This window comes from Micromonospora sp. WMMD714 (assembly GCF_029581315.1).
Classification (GTDB): domain Bacteria; phylum Actinomycetota; class Actinomycetes; order Mycobacteriales; family Micromonosporaceae; genus Micromonospora; species Micromonospora rifamycinica.
The window spans coordinates 3,049,977-3,070,076 of sequence record NZ_CP120744.1; the positions used below are offsets into that span (position 1 = coordinate 3,049,977).

Sequence of the window (20,100 nt, forward strand, 5' to 3'; positions counted from 1 at the left end):
CGGTTGCCCTTGCTTCGACTCCAACCCTCCACAAGGTAGGAATTCGTAGCGTCGTCTGCTGAAAGCCCGGCACGGCGTAAAGACCGGCGCGAGTCGTCGGTGCGTGCTCAGCGTAGTTCCCCGTGGCGCGGGGAAGGACGGCGTGTGGGGGCGTCCGTAGGGTGGTGGGCGTGAGCGATGTGACGTTTGCCCGCCTTGGTGCGGAGGCTGCTGGCGGGTTGATGGACGAATTGTGTGAGGTCTATGCGGATGCCTACGGGCAGGTGCCTGGCGAGGATGCGACGGTCAAGGTCGATGCGTTCCGGGGGCGGGCCACGGCGGCGTTGGGTGCGCGGAACTATGCGCTGGTCACCGCGCGGGCGGGGGATGAGCTGGTGGGGTTCGTCTTCGGGTACAGCCTGCGGCAGGATCGGGACTGGTTCGCGGGGCTTCAGCCGGCTCCGGAGGAGGCTTTCACCGATGAGCGGGGTGGCGAACGTACGGTGGTCCTGGCCGAGATCGAGGTGCGCAAGGCGTGGCAGGGCCGGGGGATCGGGCGCGGCCTGCACGATTCGTTCCTGAGGGGACGACACGAGGAACGCGCCACGCTGTCGGCCAACCCTGCCGCGACCGCTACTCATGCGCTCTATGAGGGGTGGGGCTGGCAGCGGGTCGGTACCGTTCCCGGGCGGCCGGGCGCTTACTACCGGGAATACGTCAAGTTCGTGCGTTCCCTGCGTTAGATGGCGGGCTGTGCGCGGTAGGCGTTGATCGCCTGGTTAAGCACTCGTACGCTAGCGTCCGCTCCCACGGATTCAACCGTCGAGCAGACCATCGCTCTACTTGACTGATTCCGCCGCCCACGCATCCGCTGGGAGATCCGCGACAACATTCACGAAGCCTCCCTGGCCTGCCCCATCATCTGCTGGCGCTGACTCCAATGCGAAAAGAGTTGGTACCGATTAGCCGTCTTCCGGCGGAGGGGTCTCTGACGCCAGCCTGCCCCGGCCCAATAAGGCACTCCTGGCTGCTGCCGTGAACGCTGCGACCCAGGGGAATGCCAGCCGTCGGTCGTTACCGCTGCCGGGTGGGTGTGGTTTCCAGTCTTCTTCGGGGCCGAGCATGATGTGTACGCCCTCGGCGCGGAGGCTGGTCACGGCGTGGCGGAAGGGGCGTCGTGTGGCGAGGGCGGTGTTGACGAAGGGAACGATGACGGTGGGTATGTTTCGTCCGATGAGTTCGGCGATGGTGGTCATGGCGTAGTTGTCGGCGAGGCCGAGGGCGATCTTGTTGATCGAGTTGTAGGTCGCGGGTGCGATGACCAGTGCGTCGGTGGTGGGTAGCAGGCGGCGGGTGCCCGGGGATGCCTGGTAGTCGGATCGCACGGGTGTGCCGGTCAGTTCTTCGATGGCCGGTATGTCAATGAAGTTCGCCGCATGGGGTGTGGCGGTGACCGCCGTAGTCCAGGACCGTTGGTGTGCGGTGTTGATCAGGGTGGTGACGTCGGGGGCGGGGCCAGCGGCGCAGACAACGATCTGGAGGTGGCGTCCTGTCATTTTGGGATTCCGGCGGTCTGGATGAAGTCGACGACGGCTGCGCGCATCGGGCCGTTGGTGAGGTGGGTGAGGTCGTTGGTGAGGCGGTGGACTGCTGGGCGGCAGCGGATCTCTTCGGGGGCGACCTCGTATGCGGTGCGGAGGGCGTTGAGGCCTTGTTCGTGGCGTCCCCACTGGGTGTAGGCGCGGGCCACGTCGACGTGCAGCGTGGCTTTGCGTTCGGCGAGGGTGATCTTTTCCAGGGGTACGGTGCGGGCGATGTCGATGGCGGTGCCGGCGTCGCCGAGGGTGAGGGCGATGTTGACCCGGTGCAGCAGGACGTTGGTGGCGCCGAAGCCGGTCCACCGGTCGTTGCCGTCGTAGCCGAGGCGGGTGGCGGCGCGGGTGGCCTCTTCGAGCATGGTGTGTGCGGTGTCCCGGTCGTCGCGACGGGCTGCGGCGACAGCACCGCGTAGAACGAGAGCGCCGTAGACGGCGACGGCGTCGGTCGACGCGAGGCCGGTGTCCCGGTCGAGTACGCCGGCGGCGTCTGCGGCGAGGGTCACCGCCTGGTCGTCGTGGTTGTTGCTCATCAGGGCGTGGGTCATGATCCGTGCGCTCGCGGCGACGGCCACCGGGTCCTGACTCGTTGCGGCGGCGCGGGTGCTCCGCTCTGCGGCGACCAGGGCCATCGCACGGTCGCCCAGCTTGAGTAGGACGCTACCTACGACGTGGTACAGCTCGGCGGCGAGAACGTTGACCTGCATCTGATGCCCACCTTCCGCGCCGACCGTGGCGGGTTCGAGGGTAGGCAGCAGCATGGCGAGCTGATCGAGGACGCGTTCGTACCGGCAGGCCTGGTAGTCGCGTTTGACGGCGACCACCTTGCGGGAGAGTTGCTGCACGGACAACACCGTCGCCGGCGTTTGCCGGAGTGAGACGAGCGCGTCGAGCACTGGCACGACGCTGGAAGCACCGGCGACGCTGATCGCAGCGCTGCGCAGGAAATGTCGCCGTCGCACGTCACCATCCGAGTCCGAGCTGTGGTGGCTGTCTTCACCAGTATCAGCATCCTGACCGGTATGCGGCAGCTTGGTGCTCTCGGCTGCACCATTGGTGCCCATCGCGCGCAGGACTGCGAAGCGCTCGCGGACGTCGGGCGTGGCTCGGGTCAGCACGGTGTCCAGCGCGGCCTGCATATCGGCGCGAGGGACGACGTTGTCGCCCTGGCTGCTCCACTTGGCCACCGTCCGACGGGCCGCTCCCAGGTGTTCGGCGAAGGTGGTGACGCTCATCCGCGACGCCTGGCGCAGGGCGGTGGCGTCCCGGCCGGTCCAAGTCGTGATCGGAGCCATCACACATCCTCCCGATAGGGGCCTCCGCTGCCTGGTGATCGTAGCGGCACATGGGGTGACTGCCGGTGCACCGACGGTGCACCGGAAGGACATTCCGACCACACGCCGCCCGCGACAGTCTGGGTGTGCCGGCACCCAGGGTTCACCGGCAGGTCAGCGCAATCTCAAACGGCAGGGAGCTTCAGATGGATGTGCCGAGCAGTGACAGGCCAGAATGCGATCTGACGCCTCTGCAGCTGCTGTCATCGAGCAATCCGCCAGCAGCAGCGGTAGCTCCCCGTCCGCGTACTGAGAGAAGGGCTGCGTGGGCGGGCGGCGGCCACCCTGCTCCCGAGCGGCTGGCTGGCAGCGGTGAGCGTGCCGGGCTTTGGGGGTCGACCGCTGTCCCGGGTGGGCCGAGCATCTCGGTGACTCGATGAGCGAACTGGCGCGGGCATCGATGTTCGCTGTCGCTGATCATGAGCGGGCGGCGGCGTACTTCTGGTCGTTCCTGCTGCTTCGGGGTGTGCGGTTTCTTCCGCAGCGGCTTGCGCCGGTGTTCTTCTCGACGGTGGTGGAGTTGATTGTGCGTGGGGGTGATCCTGCTGCTTATCGGGCTGGTCTGGTGGTGTTGGGCCGGTTGTATCGGCGGTTCGACCTGTGTCCGGGTGATGGGGCGGTGATTGCGGCGGCGGTGGTGGACACGGTGCGGCGGTTCGCGGGGGAGTCGTGGGGGCCGGAGTTGGCCCGGGTGTGGGAGCAGGGTTGTCTGCGGGTGTTGCGTCTGGCTGAGCAGTCCGCCGAGATGCTGGGCGATGGTCCGCTGGTGACGTTCGGTGTGGTGGTGTCGGTGGTGTCGGCGGGTGCGGATCTTGCGGTGGTGTCGGTGCGTCCGGTGGGGCGGCTGGACTTCGTGGCGGGGGAGGCGTTGCCGGTGTGTTCGCCTCGGGTGCCGGGGCGGTGGCGGTGGTTGTCTCCGGCGAACGCGCCGCGTGTGGACGGGACGGTCGAGTTCCATGTTCGTGCGATTCCCGGTGGTGTCGTCTCACCGGTCCTGGTCGGGCAGGTGGCGGTGGGGGAGTCGCTGTGGTTGGGGCCGGTGTGTGAGGTGGGTCTGTCGGCGGCGACCGTCGGTGACGCGGATCTGCTGTTGGTTGCCGGGGGTACGGGGCTGGCTCCGTTGCGGGCGGTCGTGGACCAGCTCGCCGCGTCGCGGGTGCGGCGGCGGGTGACGGTGGTGGTCGGTGCCCGTGACCTGCCGGCCCTGTGTGAGATGGCGGGGTTGGACGGGTTGCGGCGGGCGTACGGCGACTGGTTGACGGTGGTGTCGGTGCCCGGTGATGGGGATGTCGATCCCTTGGCGGCGGGTGGTTTGTTGGGTGCGGTGTTGCTCCACTATGAGCCGGGTCGGGCCGTGGTGGTGTGTGGTCCGCCGCAGTTGATCGAGGAAGCGCGGACCTGGCTGCTGGTCGGTGGCATTGCCCCTGACGATCTGCATGTGGCGGTGACGTTCCGGCATGGCTTCGACGCGGTGTCGTGGGCGTCGCGGCAACGTCACGCCGGCACGGTGGTCGCTGAAGTGGCCGGCGGCGAGGCCGGGGAGGATCGTCGGGCGGGGGACGTGCCGTGACGCGGGTCGTGGTGTGCCGGGCGTCGGAGGCGGACCTCGATGTGCTGTCGCCGCTGGTGGCGGAGTCCCTGTCGGTCGGGCCGGTCGGTGGCTGGTTGGTGCCGGAGGCCCCCGCGCGTCCGCTGGTGCTGGGCTCGTATGCACGGTTGTTGGTGTCGTGGGGGTTGCGGCACGGCCAGGTCGACACGACGGGGGATCGGTCGGTGGTGGCGGTGTGGTTCCGGCGGGTGGAGGTGCCGGTGCCGTCGGCGGGGTGGATGTATGACCTGCACCGGACACTCGGCGGGCATGCGTCGCGGTTCGCGTTGTGGCATGCGTACCTCGATGCGGTGGTGCCGCCGGTCCCGCATGCCTATCTCGCGCACCTCGCCATCCGTCCCGGCCGCGAGGATGCGGCGCGGGTGTTGCTGGCCGCCTGTCACCGGGTCCTCGACATTGAGGGGCTTCCGGCGTACGCGGAGTGCCCGGGTGGTCGTCCTCGGGAGGGGGTGTTGGCCGGGTGCGGCTATACGCCGAGGTCACCGATCCTGCTGGAACCGGGCGGTCCCGCCCTGTGGCGGATGTGGCGACCCGCCCCCGACGCCGGCCGGTCGTGTGGCGGGTTTCCTCCTCGGGTCCGGTTGCGTCGTGGGGTGACCTTGCTGCGTGGTCGGGTTGTCCCTGCGCGACCTGGTCCTTGCTGAGCGTGCCCCGGTAGGGCGCTTTCCCGATCGGTAGCTGGTGTTGGCCGTGTGGCCCGCCGGTCGTCCCTGTGTACCCGTTTCTCAAGGAGGGCTTGTCTCATGGTGGCTGTTGTCGATCGTCCGGTGGTCATGTTTCCGCCGCGTCGGGGTGAGTTGGGTCGGTGGTTGCCGCCCTGGTTGACTCCCGCCCGCTCCCGGCCCGTCACCGCCGACAGCACCGACGGGGAGGCAGATCTGTGGGGGTATGCGATCCGGCGGGAGTGGCCGGACGGTGCCCATGATCTGTTCGGGTTCACGCCGCGGGCGGACGTGGCGTTGCGGCGGTTGGATCGGGATCGGGGTTACTGGCGGGGTGGGCCGGTGCGTCCGACGGCGGTGTTGCTGGTCACCGCGAGCGCCGGTGAGGTGAAGTCGCATCCGGTGCGGGGTTGTCGGAAGTCGTCGTGCCCGGACTCGTTGCAGTGGGGTCAGCGGTGACGCCCCACGCTCAGGTGGCGCTCGCCCGGCGGACGATGACCCCGATCGGCTTGTCGATTTTCGGTGCGGCGGCGTCCGCGCCGATGGTGGTCCTCGCCGGTGGTCTGGTCACCACGTACGCGACGACCCGGGTGACCGCGCTGCCCCTCACCTTCGTCCTGGTGGCCGGGGTGGTGGCGCTGTTGATGGTGGGTTACACCGCGCTGGCCCGCCAGGTCGGCCATCCGGCCGCCTATTACGGGATCCTCGCTCACGGTCTGAGCCGTGGTTGGGGTGTGGTCGCCGGTCTGGTCGCGCTGGTCGCGTACACCGGAATCCAGACCAGTCTGTACGGCCTGTTCGGGGCGACCCTCGCCGCCCAGCTCGGCGGCACGTGGTGGGTGTGGGCGGGTGTCGCCTGGGCGGTTGTGGGGGCGCTCGGGGTGCGGGCGATCGTGCTGTCGACCTGGGTTCTCGGTGGGGTTCTCGCGGTGTCGCTGCTGATCGTGGGGCTGTTCGTCGTGGCCGGTCTCGGTTCCCCGGCTGATGGTGCCGTGTCCTGGGAGGGCTTCGACGCTTCCGGTCTGGCGGTCGGGGGGATCGGTGGGGCGGTGGCGTTGTGTGTGGCGGCGTTCATGGGTGCGGACGCGCCGGGCTCGTTCGTGGAGGAGGCGGTGGATCGTCGGTCGATCGGCCGCGCGGCGATCATCGCGGTTGTCGTCCTGGGTGGCGTGTATGCGGCTGCGGCGTGGGCGATGGGCGTCGCCGTCGGCCCGCAGGCCGTCGCGGCCCGTGCCGCCGACCCGTCGGCCGGGCTACCGTTTTCGATCCTCGAACCCGCCGGGGCGGCGTGGGTGGGTGTCGCCGGTCTGGTGCTGGTGTTCGCGATCGTCACGTCGATGCTGGCGTTCCACAACGTGATCGCCCGGTACGTGTTCGCGATGGCCCGCGAGGGTGTCCTCCCGGCTGGTCTCGCCCGCACGGGGAGCACGACCCGGGTCAGCGCGCCTCGCGGCGGATCCTTCGCCCAGTCCGGGGTGGCGGCGGTCGTGGTGGCGGTGTTCGCTGTCAGCGGGGCTGATCCGGTGGCGGTGATGTTCACCTGGCTGTCCACCCTCGGCGCACTCGGCCTGCTCTGCCTCCTGCTCGCCGCGTCGGTCGCCGCGCTGGCCGCTCCACCCGCTGTGCGGGGCGAACGGGCCGGGGTGTGGCAGTGGAAGGTCGCACCCGCACTGGGGGTGCTCGGCGGGTCGGTGGTCCTGGTGGCGATGGTCGGCAACGTCGGCTCGTTGCTCGGAGCGGCGCCCGGGTCGCCGTATCCGCTGCTGCTCCCGGTGATCCTCGCCGCGACCGCTACTGCTGGCGGCGTGTGGGCGGGGCATCTGCGCCGGTCCCGGCCGGAGGTCTTCGCCGGCATCGGGCACGGCACGCCGAAGACGCATGCGGTGCCCGATGCCCTTCACATCTCCATCTGACCCCTGAGGGAAATCGGATCATGAAGACCTACACCGCTCACACACCAGTGGCACCGGGTTACCGCAGCAGCAGTGATCCGCTGGACCCGGCCTGGCGACCCGAACCTCCGCGACTGTCGGCACCGCCCGGCCCTCGCCGACCGGCAGACCACCAACCCCCACCAGGTCCCAACCTGATCCAGCCGCCCCCGCCGGACTACCGCATGCCCGACGAGCGACCGTACCGCCGGGATGTCCCTGTCCACGTGGCCCCACCCGAGCACACCCCGTCGCCGTCCCCGCAGCCGGTGGAGCCCGATGGTGGGGTGTCGGTCGAGGCCCGATGGTGGGCCGATCTGCGGCAGCAGGTGGTCTACCGGGCGAAGCGCCTGAACACCGGGCACATGTTCGAGGCGGATCAGCGGTACGGGCAGCGTGACGCGCTCGGCCCGCACGGGGTGATGTTGTTCTTCGTCTCCGAAGCTGCGGCGCAGCCGCACGGCTACCAGCTGCACACCGCGTACCGGTTGTGGCTGTCGTCCCCGGAGTCGCAGCACCTGCCCCGTCTCCTGGCGGACCTGACCGAGGTCGTCGCCGACAGCATCACCCGCGTCGGGGCGGCCGGCGGTCGGTGGCATCCGGTGGGGCCACAGGGGTCGATGGTCAACGGCGGTGACATGACCCTGCCGTCCGGTGCGGTCTACGTGGGGGTGGGGGTGACGACCCTCGACTCCGATCAGGGGCGGTGGCAGCAGCTCGCCCGGACCCTGCGCCACCCCGACGACGACCGTCGCCGCTCGGTGTTCGACCTCAAGGGCCAGTGCTACGTGCTGCTGACCGACGGCACGGCTCTGCACGTCGATCGGGATCCGCATGCCCCGATCGGCGTGGACGGTGTCCGCTGCACCAAACCCCTCGACCCCGACCGGGTCACCTACTACAACCCGCACGAGCACCTCACCGAGCAGGGCGACCCGATCACCCGGGACACCTGGGCGCAGCTGACCCGGCTGCACCGGACCCTCGCCGGGCACCTTCTCACGGGACACCCCGCATGACCCCCACCCCTGTGTCTGTTTGTCGGTGTGGTCTGGCCGATGCCGCCGACCTCGGCCGTACCCCGGTCGACGTCACTGCCGTCCTGGACCACCTGGTCGCGCAGGCGGACACGGCCGCGCCGACGAGCATCGGCTTCCCCGGCGCGGTCGACCTCGACCATCGGGAGGTGATGGCGCGGCTGGGGTACCGGTTGTGGAACAACATCGGTGACCCGACCGATATCGGCGGGACCGCGCACACCCGGGTCCTCGAACGGGCGGTGATCGCCTGGCTCGCCGACACCCTGGCCATGCCCGCCGACGACCGGTGGGGGTACGTCACCACCGGCGGCACCGAAGGCAACCTGTCCGCCCTGCACGCCGCCCGCCGCCGTCTCCCCACCGCACGGATCTACTACTCGACCGCCGCCCACTACTCCATCCCGAAGATCATCGACATGCTCGGCGCACGCGGGGTGGCCGTCGAGGCGGGTGCCGACGGGGAGATGGACTACGCGCATCTCGCCGTCCGGGTGCGTCGGCACCGGCGGTGGCCGGCGATCGTGGTCGCCACCGCCGGCACCACCATGACCGAAGCCGTCGACGACACCACCCACATCCACACCGTCCTCAATGAGCATCAGGTGCCGGGTCGGCACGTGCACGTGGATGCCGCCCTGTCCGGCATACCCCTGGCCCTCGACGGGCGGCTGCGCCTGGACGACGACAGTGGTGTTGGCAGCATCGCGGTGTCGGGGCACAAGTTCCTCGGGGTGCCGACGCCGTGCGGGGTGGTCCTCATCCGCGACAGCCTCCGCCGCCAGGCCGCCCCCGTCGCCTACACCGCGACCCTCGACTCCACCATCACCGGATCGCGCTGCGGGCTGGCCGCCGCCCTGCTCTGGCACGCCATCGCCACCCATGGCCGGGAGGGACACCGGTGGCGGGTCAGCGAAGCCCGCCGCCTCGCCGCCTACACCGTCGACCAGCTCACCGCCGCCGGCTGGCCCGCCTGGCGACACCCCCACGCCTTCACCGTCGTCCTGGCCACCCCACCCGCCCCCGTACGGGCGAAATGGCTCCTCGCCACCGACGCGGACATCAGCCACCTCATCTGCATGCCCGGCGTCACCCAGGGCCAGATAGACGCCTTCGTCACCGACCTCACCGACACCACCGCGCCGGTTGGCAATCCCGACCCGGGTGAACCGCACCTGCCGAGGTCGATTCCCCGTCCCCGGCGAGCGCCTTCACCCACCGCCGGCATCGGCACCCCCTGACCACTGCCCGCCACCCCGCCGCGCTGACCTTTCCGAGCCCTGACCCCCGAGCCCTGACCCCCTGCCCTGGCCCCGAGCCCCGGCCGCTGAGTCCTGGCCCCCGAGTCCTGGCCCCCGAGTCCTGGCGTCCCGGCGCACCTGCCCGTCGCTGTCCGAACCTGTCCGCTGACCCCCTTGCGAGGCGATCACTGTGACCACCGGCTACGTCTTCCACCCCGAATACCTGTGGCACGACACCGGCACCAGCGCCGGCCTGCTCCCCGCCGACCCGACCGCCGGCGTGCAACCCGCCGTGCACATCGAGAACCCCGAGGCGAAACGCCGCACCCACGAACTGATCCACCTCTCCGGACTCCTCAGCGAACTCCTCGTCATCGAACCCCGCCGGGCCACCATGACGGAACTGCTCCGGGTGCACACCCCCGCACACGTCCAGCACATCCGCGCGCAGAGCGACCTGCGTGGGGGAGGCGACGCGGGAGACGGCTTCTCCCCGGTCGGGCACGGCAGCTACGACATCGCCCGTCTCGCCGCCGGTGGCCTGCTCGCCCTCGTCACCGCCGCCGCCGACGGCGACATCACCACCGGGTACGCCCTGACCCGGCCACCCGGACACCACGCCACCGCCGACACCGGCATGGGCTTCTGCCTGTTCAACAACATCGCCATCGCCGCCCGCCACGCCCAGACCGTCCACGGGCTGGCCCGTATCGCGATCGTCGACTGGGACGCCCACCACGGCAACGGCACCCAGAGCATCTTCGACAACGACCCGACCGTCCTGACCCTCTCCCTGCACCAGGCCAACTGCTTCCCACCCGACTCCGGCTGGACCCACGAAAACGGCACCGCCCACGGCACCGGGCATGCCCTCAACGTGCCGCTCCCCGCCGGCAGCGGCCACGCCGCCTACCTCCAGGCCATGCGGCAGGTCGTCATCCCCGCCCTCGACCGCTTCGCCCCCGACCTCATCCTGCTCGCCAACGGCGTCGACGCCAACGTCTTCGACCCCATGGCCCGACAGATGCTCACCACCAGCACCTACCGCGCCATGACCCGCCTGCTCGTCGATGCCGCCGACCGGCTCTGCCACGGCCGACTCATCGCCGCCCACGAAGGCGGCTACAGCCCCTTCTACACCCCCTACTGCGTCCTCGCCGTCCTCGAAGAACTCACCGGCACCACCACCCGCATCACCGACCCCTACGCCACGATCGTCGCCGCCTACACCAGCGAACTTCTGCGCCCCCACCAGCAGGACGTCATCGACGCCGCAGCCGACCTCGTACCTCGTATCACCGCGCCCGCCACCGCGCCCACGTCCTGACCACCCGCCGGGCCTGGTGCCGCTGTGGCCGGGCCGTTCGGTGTTTCCCCTGCCCACCCTGTCTTGCCGAGGACCGATCTTCCTGATGGCCCGTACCTACACCCCCGATCTCATCGCCGCCGCCGTGCGCCAGGTCGAAGCCGTCCGTGCGACCGGACGACGCGGCCCGATCAGCACCGTCGCCCGGGAACTCCGCCTCGACCGCCGGCTTCTCCAGACGTGGGTGACGAAAGCCCGCGCCCATGCCGCCGCAGCACCTGCCGCCCCGACCACCGATGTCCCGGTCCTGCTTCCTGACGGATTGCTGCACTGCGGGTTCTGTCGGCAGCCGATGACGGCGGTGTTCACCTGCGCCGGGCTCGTCTACGACTGCCCACCCCCATGTCGGCGACCGGTGCTGAACGCGACTGCCGTCGCCCACACCGTCGGTGAAGTGGTGTTGCGGCATGCCGCGCACCTGGTGCCCGCGCTCACCGATCCCAAGGGGGTGAGCGCCGCCGCCGGTCACGCCCACCGGCTGATCACCCGGGTCACCGCCGGCACCGACCCCGGCGACCTGCGCATCACCTGGCCCACCAGCCGGCCGCCTCGACGCGTCCCGCCTGGGCACCTGCACCTCGCCCGCAGGCTCACCGGCAGTGACCCACAGCGCACCCGCACCATCCTGCGGAACATCCTCACCGGCATCGACCCCGCCACTACCGCCGTCGAGGTCGTCCACGCCGACGCCGCACACCTGCTCGCCCCGCTCCTGCACGGCCAAGCGGCGATCGACTGGGCCGAGTACGCCCACCGCAGCTTCACCCACCTGCACGGCCTCACCGACCCGCTGACGCTGACCGCCGCGCATACCCTCGCCACCGCCCACCGCCAGGCAGGCCACCACCAACGCGCGTACCACCTGCTGCGGGACCTCGCCGAGCACCTGACCGCCACCGTCGGACCCGACGCGCACCCCACCCTCGCCGTCCGCGCCACCACCGCCCTCGTCCTACACGACCTCGGCCACCACCACGCCGCCAGGACCCTGCTCACCGACACCATCGGCCGCCACCGCCGCACCCACCCCGGACACCCCGCCACCGCCCGCATGACCGAACACCTCGACCGGCTGTGGCACCACCACACCACCGGCCACCACGCCACCCGTCACGACAGCAGCCGAGGAGCAGCAGTGAACCCTTCCCTTTCCCTTCCGGTGGCGCAGGCATGACCGCCTCGGACACGGCCGCACGCGGCATGAAGGCACGCCCATCCGGCGTCCCCCACGACCGACGGCCCCTGCCGGCGGAGGCGTTGCCGCCGCTGCGGGGATATCAGCGGGAAGCGGTCGAGGCGATTGTCGAGGGTGCCGCCCGGGACGGCAGGGGACAGGTGATCGCCGCGTGCGGGACCGGGAAGACACTCATCGCCGTACACGCGGCGGTGCGGTGCTGCCCTCAGGGCCTGGTGGTGATCGTGTGTCCGTCGTTGGCGTTGGTCGGTCAGACCCTGCGGGTGTGGCGGCCGGTCGGCGTCCATACGGCGGCGGTGTGCAGCGACACCTCCGTCGCCGACGTCGCCGGTTACACCGACGACCTGAGCTGCCCGGTCCTGACCGGAGTCGACGAGATCACCGCCTGGCTACGACACGCCCCGGGCGGCCGGATGCGGCTGCTCGCGGTCACCAACACCTCCGCCGACCGGGTCGGCGCCGCACTCCACGCGACGGGCATGACCGCCGACCTGCTGATCGTCGACGAGGCGCACCGCACCGCCGGCCTCGCAGGTAAGACCTTCGCCCACGTCCACCACGACACCCACCTCCCCGCGAGGGTGCGGCTCAACATGACCGCGACACCCCGCATCATCACCGCACACCGCAAGGAACAGCAGTCCCGCGAGGTGCTGTCCATGGACGACCCGACCGTGTTCGGACCCGTCTGGCACCGCTACCCGTTCGGCCAGGCCATCACCGACGGCTGGCTCGACGACTTCCGCATCGTCGTCGTCGGCGTCCGCACCCACGACGCCCTACGGGTCCTGCAGAACACCGACGACGACCAGATCACCGCCATCGGCGACGCCCCCCTACGCACCGCCGTCGTGCAGACAGCCCTCCTGCGCGCCGCCACCGAGTTCGGGCTACGCCGGGTCCTCGTGTTCACCCCCCGCGTCGCCGACAGCAAGGAATTCGCCGCGACCCTCGCCCGGACCGCATCCCGCCTCCCGACCACACAACAACCCAAAGGCCGACTCACCACCGGCCACGTCGACGGCCAGCAGAACCTCCGCCAACGACAGATCCACCTCGACCACCTCGCCGAACCCCCCGACGACGGATGGACCGTCATCTCCTCCGCCCGCGCCCTCACCGAAGGCGTCGACGTCCCCGCCGTCGACGCCGTCGTCCTCACCCGACCCATGCGCTCCACCGTCCAGGTCGTCCAAACCGTCGGACGCGCCCTCCGCCGCAACCCCCGAGGCAGCGGCATCGCCACCATCCTCGTCCCCCTGCTACTCCCCGACGACCCCGCCCGACTACCCCACGCCGACGACGAGTGGATGGCCGCCCTGCAAGTCCTGTGGGCGATGCGCGCCCACGACGACACCCTCGCCGCCGACCTCGACACCCGCCACCGCCACGCCCGCACCACCACCGGCGCCCGGCAACCACGACTCCCCGAACGGGTCCTGCTGCGCATGCCCGACGGATACCTCACCGACACCCTGCTGCGGGACATCACCATCCGCGTCCTCGACCACGCCACCACCGGCAGAGCACCCACCCCACCCACCGAAAGCTGGACAGCCGGCACCACCGCCGCCCGCGCCTTCCGACACCGCGAAGGTCACATGGACGTACCCCGCTACCACCGGGAAGACGACATCGACCTCGGCGGGTTCATCCACAACTGCCGAGGCCGATACCGGCGCGGCGAACTCACCCCCGACCAGGTACTCACCCTGGAACAGTGCGGCATCACCTGGCGGGTCTTCGACGCCCGCTGGCAGCGCTACCTCGCCGCGTTCACCGCCTTCCAACGACGTGAGGGACACCTGCGGATACCCCGCCACCACCACGAAGGCGACATCAACCTCGGAAACCTCGTCCACAACCTCCGCAAACAACGCAAACGCAACCTCGTCCCCCGCGACCGCATCGACGCCCTCAACGCCCTCGGCTTCACCTGGACGCACCCCACCAACAAGAACCACCCGTGACGCCAGCATCACCGGCCACCACCCAAGACACCGCAACCAGGAGCACCCGATGAGCGTCGACCTCGACCTGTCCCTGTTCAACTACGAAGCCGGCGGACTCCAACCCGACGGCACCTACGACTTCACACCCCTGGCCCGCGCCTTCCTCGACGGACCACCCCCCGACCTGCTCATGCTCTGCGAAGCGAAATTCTGGAACACCCGAGGCAGACGACCACTACACACCGCCATGGCACACCTCACCGACGTCACCGGCCGCCCCTACGTCGGCGAACTCCACACCGGAGCACTCCCCACCGCCGTCATCTACGACCCCCGCGTCCTGCGCCTCGACGCCGCCGAAGAACCCGACTTCCCCGACAAACGCAACCTCACCCGCTTCAGCCTCCGCACCGACCCCACCTACCAACTCCACGTCTACGTCGAACACTGGCCCCACGCTGACCCGGAACAGCGCCTCGCCCGCGCCCGCCTCCTCGCCACCTGCGGCACCAGCCCCACCCCCACCCTCATCGCCGGAGACCTCAACTCCACCAGCTCCGGCCCCCACCTACCCACACCCGACTGGACCCACATCCCCACCAGCACCCGCGACCACAAAGCCCACCACCACAACGGGACCTGGCACGCCGACACCCGCGCCATCGACCGACTCATTGGCACCTGGAACACCACCACCGGCCAACGCACCAACAGCGCAGGCTTCCACCACCTCGCCGAACTCGACCCCCACACACCCACCCCACTACCACCCACCACCAACGGCCCCCACGGCCTCCACACCGACTACATCCTCGCCAACCACGCCCTCCTCACCACCGCCACCCTCATACCCGGCACCTACCAAATCCACATCCCACCCGACGACCCCACCACCTGGCCATCCGACCACCGCCGCATCAGCTGCACCCTACGCATACACCCCACCCACACCACCAGAGAACAGTGACGACGGACCTCCACGACGAACGCCTGCCCACCTCGCAGCCTCCCGGCCCCGGGGTGACCGCCGGAAGGAGGCCCCACCGGGTGGACGCACCGCCGCTCGACCTCGCGACACACCGACTGACCTGGACGGCCACCCTCTGGGGCCATGCCGGCGACACGATGGATGGGGTGACGATGAACCTGTTCACCGGCAGCGCCCACCCCAGCCTCTTCGGTGACGACGCCTCGGCCGACGCCCGAGAGCCGGTGCTGATGGCGCTCAACCCGATCTACTTCGACCTGATCTGGACCGGCGAGAAGCGCTACGAGTTCCGACGCCGCTTCGTGACCGGCCAGTCGGTGCGCTGGTACGTCTACCTCACCGCCCCCATGGCCCACGTTGGCGCGGTGATCGACCTGGGGGGCGTGGTGGGCACACCCAGCGAATCGCCGACATCGCTGAGTAGGCCCGCGCGAGCAACGGCTCCTCGGTGTTCGAGTACATGCAGGGGCCTGTTCGCGGAGCGTCGCGGCACTCGATGATCCCGGTGCGTGCGGGAAGTGTTCACCGGGTCGACCCTACTGTCGATCTTGGTGGCGTTTTGGTAGCCGGATGTGGTCGAACGAGTGGTGGAAGGCCACAGTCGCGGCCGCCGTCGCGGTCAGTCAGGTATCAGCGGCGGAGATGCCGAGCCGGTTGAACAGGAGCAGAAGGTGGTGGGTCAACACCTCACGTAGGCTGCGGGTCAGCGCGCCATGCCGGTCGAGCAATCCAAGATCCTCGCCCGCCTGCTCGTGGTTTTCCGACCATTGCGGGCTGACGGCCAGTGGACTTGCGGTCGTGCCGTCGGCTGCGGTGATCAAGCGCTGTATCGCCGCGATGAGCCTAGCGCTCGGCGCGGGGGCGTTCGGCTGGTGCCGGCGCCAGGCAAGAAGCCGCCAGACGTCGCCCTGCTGTCCGAGGCCTCAGGTTCATCAACTCCACTCGCGGCGTCAGCACTGACATACTGAAGGTAACCAGTGAATGATCTAGGAACCCTCGGTGGTCACGGAAAGGCTGGAGGTTCCGAACCGCGAAATGGCAATGATTGGGATATACCGGTTCCACATCGCTTGCGCGGCTCTCTGACGAGAGTCGATTTTTGCTGTTGGGGAGCCGCTGCGCCCGGTCTGCGGACCGGGCGAGGATCGCAACGACGTCGGGTTGGCCGTCGATCGCGTCCACGGCGTCGATGCTGCGCCCGGTCTGCGGACCGGGCGAGGATCGCAACCCTGGCATCGCCGTCATGACCGCCCGAGGCAAGTGGGGCTGCGCCCGGTCTGCGGACCGGGCGAGGATCGCAACGTACGGGACATCACCTGCCTCGCAGCGGGGGTCGCGGGCTGCGCCCGGTCTGCGGACCGGGCGAGGATCGCAACCGGCTGGGCGATCCGGCCGACGTGATCGCCGACCGGCGCTGCGCCCGGTCTGCGGACCGGGCGAGGATCGCAACGCGCACTCGTTGATGCTCGCGCCGCGCCGGGGGTCGAGCTGCGCCCGGTCTGCGGACCGGGCGAGGATCGCAACGAGGAGTACCGGCGGCTGACCGGGCAGGACGCGGGAGCTGCGCCCGGTCTGCGGACCGGGCGAGGATCGCAACTCCAGCCCACCAGTGCGGGCCTCCCACCGCTGCTGCAGCTGCGCCCGGTCTGCGGACCGGGCGAGGATCGCAACGAGGGGAAGGTGCCCGAGGATCGGCCGGATGTGGTGCTGCGCCCGGTCTGCGGACCGGGCGAGGATCGCAACGGGGGCGGGCAGCCACCGGTCGGCCCAGTGGGTGGGGCTGCGCCCGGTCTGCGGACCGGGCGAGGATCGCAACTGCTCCTCGAATAGCTGGTCCCAGGTGGCGTACCCGGGCTGCGCCCGGTCTGCGGACCGGGCGAGGATCGCAACCACTCGGCGGACGCGGCCTCGGCGCGCTGGGCGGCGGCTGCGCCCGGTCTGCGGACCGGGCGAGGATCGCAACTCGAAGAAGGTGAAGGCGGCGGCGCCGATGCGTACGGGGCTGCGCCCGGTCTGCGGACCGGGCGAGGATCGCAACTCGCCGAGCTGCTTACCGGCCGCCTTCACCCTTGCGTGCTCGCGCTCTCCCGGGGTGCGGGGTGGCCCGGTCCGGCGCGGTCGGCTGCGCCTGGTCTATGGGCCGGGCGAGGATCGCGGCCTTCCGTATCCACCAGTGCTGCTGGGTACGAGCTGTTCTACGGGCTCAGGAAGGTTCTCGATATCGAGGGCCAGGTCGACACACTTTTGCTGTGGTGACCATCTGGGTGCGGAAGGAGTCGGTGGTGGCCGCCGACAGCGTTGTTGCTCTGTGGTCGGTAGCCACGTGGCTCAGGGGATCTGTGACGTTGATTCTTGGGGGTTGTGTATGTCTGGTGTGAGTTCCCTGCGGGCGCATAGTCCTGCTACCGGTTCTGGTCGGTGGCACTCGCTTGCGGATCATCTTCGTGGCACTGCGGTGTTGGCGCGACGGTTCGCTGCGCCGTTTGGTGGGGGTGAGGTGGCGTACTGGCTGGGTGCGCTGCATGACGTGGGGAAGGCGTCCTGTGCGTGGCAGGACAAGCTCGCTGTGGTCGGGTCCACTGGGGGAGCGGTGGGTATTGATCACAAGTCGTTGGGGACCAGGATTGCGCAGGAGCGTGGTCTTGGGCCGTTTGCTGGGGCGATTTTCGGCCATCATGGTGGGCTTGTCGATACTCCGGGGCTTCCTCAGGCGTTGCGGAAGAGGCTGGCTGACGGGTCCGGGGACGTGGCGTCCGCTGAGCGTGAGTTGCCCGGGTTGCTACCCGATCTGCCGCAGGAGCTGGGTTCTCTGGTGCCGGCGGACTGGCGTGGTGATCTGCTGGTGGGGGAGATGGCGCTACGCCTGTGTTACAGCGCGTTGGTGGATGCAGACAGTTTGGACACTTCCGCGCATTTTCAAGGGTTGAGTGGCCCTCGGGTGTCTGCAGATGCCGACTTCAGTCATCTTTACCAGAGATTCGAGCATCGACGTCGGGCGGAGATCGCCGGACGTGGTGGCTCGCCGATCGCGGCCTTGCGGGAGCAGATCTACGCAGATTGTCTGGCGGCAGCTGAACGCGAGCCGGGGGTGTTCCGCCTTGGTGCGCCGACCGGTGCCGGTAAGACGCTGGCGAGTGGGGCGTTCGCACTGCGGCATGCGGAGAAGCACGGGCTGCGCCGGGTGATTGTGGCGGTCCCGTTCCTCACCATCACCGAGCAGAACGCCGCCGTGTACCGCCGGCTGTTGGACGAAGAGGGTGGTGAGCCGGTTGTTCTGGAACACCACAGCCAGGCCGACTTCGATGATCCGGACGCCGGCCGGTGGGCACGGCTGGCGGCGGAGAACTGGGATGCGCCGTTCGTGGTCACGACCTTCGTCCGGCTATTCGAGTCGCTGTACGCGCGTAAGCCGTCGGCGATGCGTCGGGTGCATCGCCTGGCCAACTCGGTGATCGTGTTGGACGAGGTGCAGGCGCTACCGCATGCCATGCTCGCGCCGATCCTCGATGGTCTTCGCCTGCTCGTGCGGCACTTCGGGGCGACCGTGCTGCTGTCCTCGGCGACGCAGCCGAGCTTCTGGGCGTTGGAGGAGTTCAAGGACGTCCCGTGCACCGACCTGATCCACGACACCCCGAGGCTGGTCAGTGAGCTGCGCAGGGTGCGATACGAGTGGCAGCTCGACCCGCAGCCGACGCTGGCGGATATCGCCGACCAGGCGGCGGCAGAACGGTCGGCGTTGGTGGTGGTGAACACAACGGCGGATGCGAAGGCGGTGTTCGAGCGGTGGAACGACGCTGCTCAGGAAGGAACGGTCTGGCACCTGTCGACCCGGATGTGCCCGGATCATCGACGGCGGGTGCTGAATGAGGTGCGCGCGCGACTCTACGAGCACGAGCGGGTCCTGTTGGTAGCCACGCAGCTCATCGAGGCTGGGGTGGACGTCAGTTTCCCGGTGGTGTTCCGGGCGATGGCGCCGGCTGACTCCCTGTTGCAGGCGGCCGGTCGAGCCAACCGTGAGGGCCGGATGGCCGACGGTGGTCGGGTGGTCGTCTTCGCGCCGCAAGACGGCGGCCAACCACCCTCGTACAAGACATTGGTCGGCTGTACCGGCCGTCAGTTCGGACCGGACAAGGCAGACCCGGACGACGTGGAGGCGCTCGGACGCTACTACCGCAACGTGTACGACATGCTCAACCTCGCCGACGGCCAGCACGTCGGGAAACGCATCCAGTGCGCCCGGCAACGATGGGAGTTCGAGACCGTGGCGGACGGGCCGATGGATGCGAGCACCGGGCGGCGGGATCGGAAGCTGGCGTTCAGGATGATCGACGACGACGCCATCAACGTGGTGACCCCACAGGGCGCAGAAACCCCCGAGCTGCGCCATGAACTGGAGGAGGCCATCGTCGATCTACGTCACGCACCGGTTCCAGATCTGGCGAAGCTACGTCGTTTACAGGCCTACACGACGAACCTCCACCCCAGCGCTCTACGCCAACCCGGCGTCATGGCGCTACTGCGACCGATTCTCGGCACCGAGGTACGGCGAGGCGCGCTGGTCGAGTGGATCGGCGAGTACGACCCCGCCACGGGGATCAACCTCGACCCGAACCTGGAGCAGTTCGTCTTCTGACGGTGGCTAGGTCACCAGGTGAGCGCGCCACGCGCTCACCTGGTGACCCAATCAATCCATGATCTTGTGCAGCCCTCCGACTGTGATCAAGCTGGCGACCATGCCGGCGGGCAGGCTCTCGGTGGTGCCGACCATGATGCCGATTGCCGCGCTCAGCGCCATGATGACCACCCAGCGCAGAGGGAGCGGGGAAGGAGTCCTGTGCTCCTGGCCCTCGTCGGGTGGCCTGTGGGTGCGGCGTTGCCTTACTGTCATCTTGTTCCCTTTGGCCTTCCTGATGGCGGGGAGCTGGGCGGTCCGCTGTTCGCGCAGCGGACCGTCGTGTTTGGACAGACGGTGCCCGCCCAGCCGAGACATTCATACCGCAGAGCAGAGCTGGGGTCTACACCCAAGGAAGTTTGGTAGCCTCTCCTGGTCGCCAGCGAAGCGGGTGACCTGCAGCGCTTAGGTGCTGAGAATCGCAACCTTGGGTGGGCTCTCAGAGGGCATGGCTTCGTCTGACTTGGGCTTTGCGGTCCTCGTCGGACGAAGTCCCGCTCCTCCGGAGTCGATCGAGTCAGATTCTTGTCAGTCCTCCG

16 protein-coding genes and 1 CRISPR repeat array are annotated in these 20,100 nt (G+C 69.4%); of the genes, 13 read left to right on the forward strand and 3 right to left on the reverse strand.

Annotated features, from left to right (window positions below):
• Positions 1 to 170: 170 nt before the first annotated feature.
• Positions 171 to 722: a GNAT family N-acetyltransferase gene (locus O7625_RS13650; RefSeq protein WP_282346271.1), complete on the forward strand. Its 552-nt coding sequence runs from the start codon at positions 171 to 173 to the stop codon at positions 720 to 722.
• Positions 723 to 941: 219 nt separating this feature from the next.
• On the opposite strand, the gene O7625_RS13655 is transcribed toward O7625_RS13650, so the two are convergent.
• On the reverse strand, positions 942 to 1,535 hold the full coding sequence (locus tag O7625_RS13655) for a flavoprotein (RefSeq protein ID WP_282346273.1): 594 nt from the start codon (positions 1,533 to 1,535) through the stop codon (positions 942 to 944).
• Positions 1,532 to 2,869, reverse strand: coding sequence for a hypothetical protein (locus O7625_RS13660; RefSeq protein WP_282346275.1), 1,338 nt, complete (start codon positions 2,867 to 2,869; stop codon positions 1,532 to 1,534). Before O7625_RS13660 ends, O7625_RS13655 begins: the two co-directional genes overlap by 4 nt.
• Positions 2,870 to 3,284: 415 nt before the next feature.
• On the opposite strand from O7625_RS13660, the gene O7625_RS13665 reads away from it, so the two are divergent.
• From O7625_RS13665 to O7625_RS13715, 11 genes are all read left to right on the forward strand, one after another.
• Complete coding sequence (locus O7625_RS13665; protein WP_282346277.1) at positions 3,285 to 4,478, forward strand: FAD-binding oxidoreductase; 1,194 nt, start codon at positions 3,285 to 3,287, stop codon at positions 4,476 to 4,478.
• Entirely contained in the window at positions 4,475 to 5,161 is a 687-nt protein-coding gene (locus O7625_RS13670; protein WP_282346278.1) for an N-acetyltransferase, read from the forward strand. The genes O7625_RS13665 and O7625_RS13670 overlap by 4 nt, the downstream gene beginning before the upstream one ends.
• A gap of 129 nt (positions 5,162 to 5,290) precedes the next feature.
• A complete protein-coding gene (locus O7625_RS13675) occupies positions 5,291 to 5,638 on the forward strand; it encodes a hypothetical protein (protein ID WP_282346279.1) in 348 nt (115 codons plus the stop codon).
• Positions 5,639 to 5,673: 35 nt separating this feature from the next.
• Positions 5,674 to 7,092, forward strand: coding sequence for an APC family permease (locus O7625_RS13680; protein ID WP_282346935.1), 1,419 nt, complete (start codon positions 5,674 to 5,676; stop codon positions 7,090 to 7,092).
• A 203-nt stretch (positions 7,093 to 7,295) separates the two neighbouring features.
• The gene (locus tag O7625_RS13685) at positions 7,296 to 8,129 is read left to right on the forward strand and encodes a hypothetical protein (RefSeq protein WP_282346280.1); all 834 of its coding nucleotides are present in this window, start codon (positions 7,296 to 7,298) and stop codon (positions 8,127 to 8,129) included.
• On the forward strand, positions 8,126 to 9,388 hold the full coding sequence (locus O7625_RS13690) for a histidine decarboxylase (RefSeq protein ID WP_282346281.1): 1,263 nt from the start codon (positions 8,126 to 8,128) through the stop codon (positions 9,386 to 9,388). The genes O7625_RS13685 and O7625_RS13690 overlap by 4 nt, the downstream gene beginning before the upstream one ends.
• 190 nt (positions 9,389 to 9,578) lie before the next feature.
• Positions 9,579 to 10,715 carry a class II histone deacetylase gene (locus O7625_RS13695; RefSeq protein ID WP_282346283.1) on the forward strand — a complete coding sequence of 379 codons (1,137 nt, stop codon included), beginning with the start codon at positions 9,579 to 9,581 and terminating at the stop codon, positions 10,713 to 10,715.
• 85 nt (positions 10,716 to 10,800) lie between these two features.
• Complete coding sequence (locus O7625_RS13700; protein ID WP_282346285.1) at positions 10,801 to 11,928, forward strand: CDC27 family protein; 1,128 nt, start codon at positions 10,801 to 10,803, stop codon at positions 11,926 to 11,928.
• Complete coding sequence (locus O7625_RS13705) at positions 11,925 to 13,919, forward strand: DEAD/DEAH box helicase (RefSeq protein WP_282346287.1); 1,995 nt, start codon at positions 11,925 to 11,927, stop codon at positions 13,917 to 13,919. The genes O7625_RS13700 and O7625_RS13705 overlap by 4 nt, the downstream gene beginning before the upstream one ends.
• A 49-nt stretch (positions 13,920 to 13,968) precedes the next feature.
• Entirely contained in the window at positions 13,969 to 14,868 is a 900-nt protein-coding gene (locus tag O7625_RS13710) for an endonuclease/exonuclease/phosphatase family protein (RefSeq protein WP_282346288.1), read from the forward strand.
• An 80-nt stretch (positions 14,869 to 14,948) separates the two neighbouring features.
• Complete coding sequence (locus tag O7625_RS13715; protein WP_282346289.1) at positions 14,949 to 15,389, forward strand: hypothetical protein; 441 nt, start codon at positions 14,949 to 14,951, stop codon at positions 15,387 to 15,389.
• Positions 15,390 to 15,512: 123 nt separating this feature from the next.
• Here the strand turns inward: O7625_RS13715 and O7625_RS13720 are convergent, their stop codons facing one another.
• Positions 15,513 to 15,710, reverse strand: coding sequence for a hypothetical protein (locus O7625_RS13720; protein ID WP_282346291.1), 198 nt, complete (start codon positions 15,708 to 15,710; stop codon positions 15,513 to 15,515).
• Between the two features lie 294 nt (positions 15,711 to 16,004).
• Positions 16,005 to 16,927: direct repeats of the CRISPR family, unit length 37 nt; unit sequence GCTGCGCCCGGTCTGCGGACCGGGCGAGGATCGCAAC.
• Between the two features lie 327 nt (positions 16,928 to 17,254).
• Here O7625_RS13720 and cas3 point away from each other — a divergent pair.
• A complete protein-coding gene (gene cas3, locus O7625_RS13725; protein WP_282346292.1) occupies positions 17,255 to 19,522 on the forward strand; it encodes a CRISPR-associated helicase Cas3' in 2,268 nt (755 codons plus the stop codon).
• Positions 19,523 to 20,100: the final 578 nt, after the last annotated feature.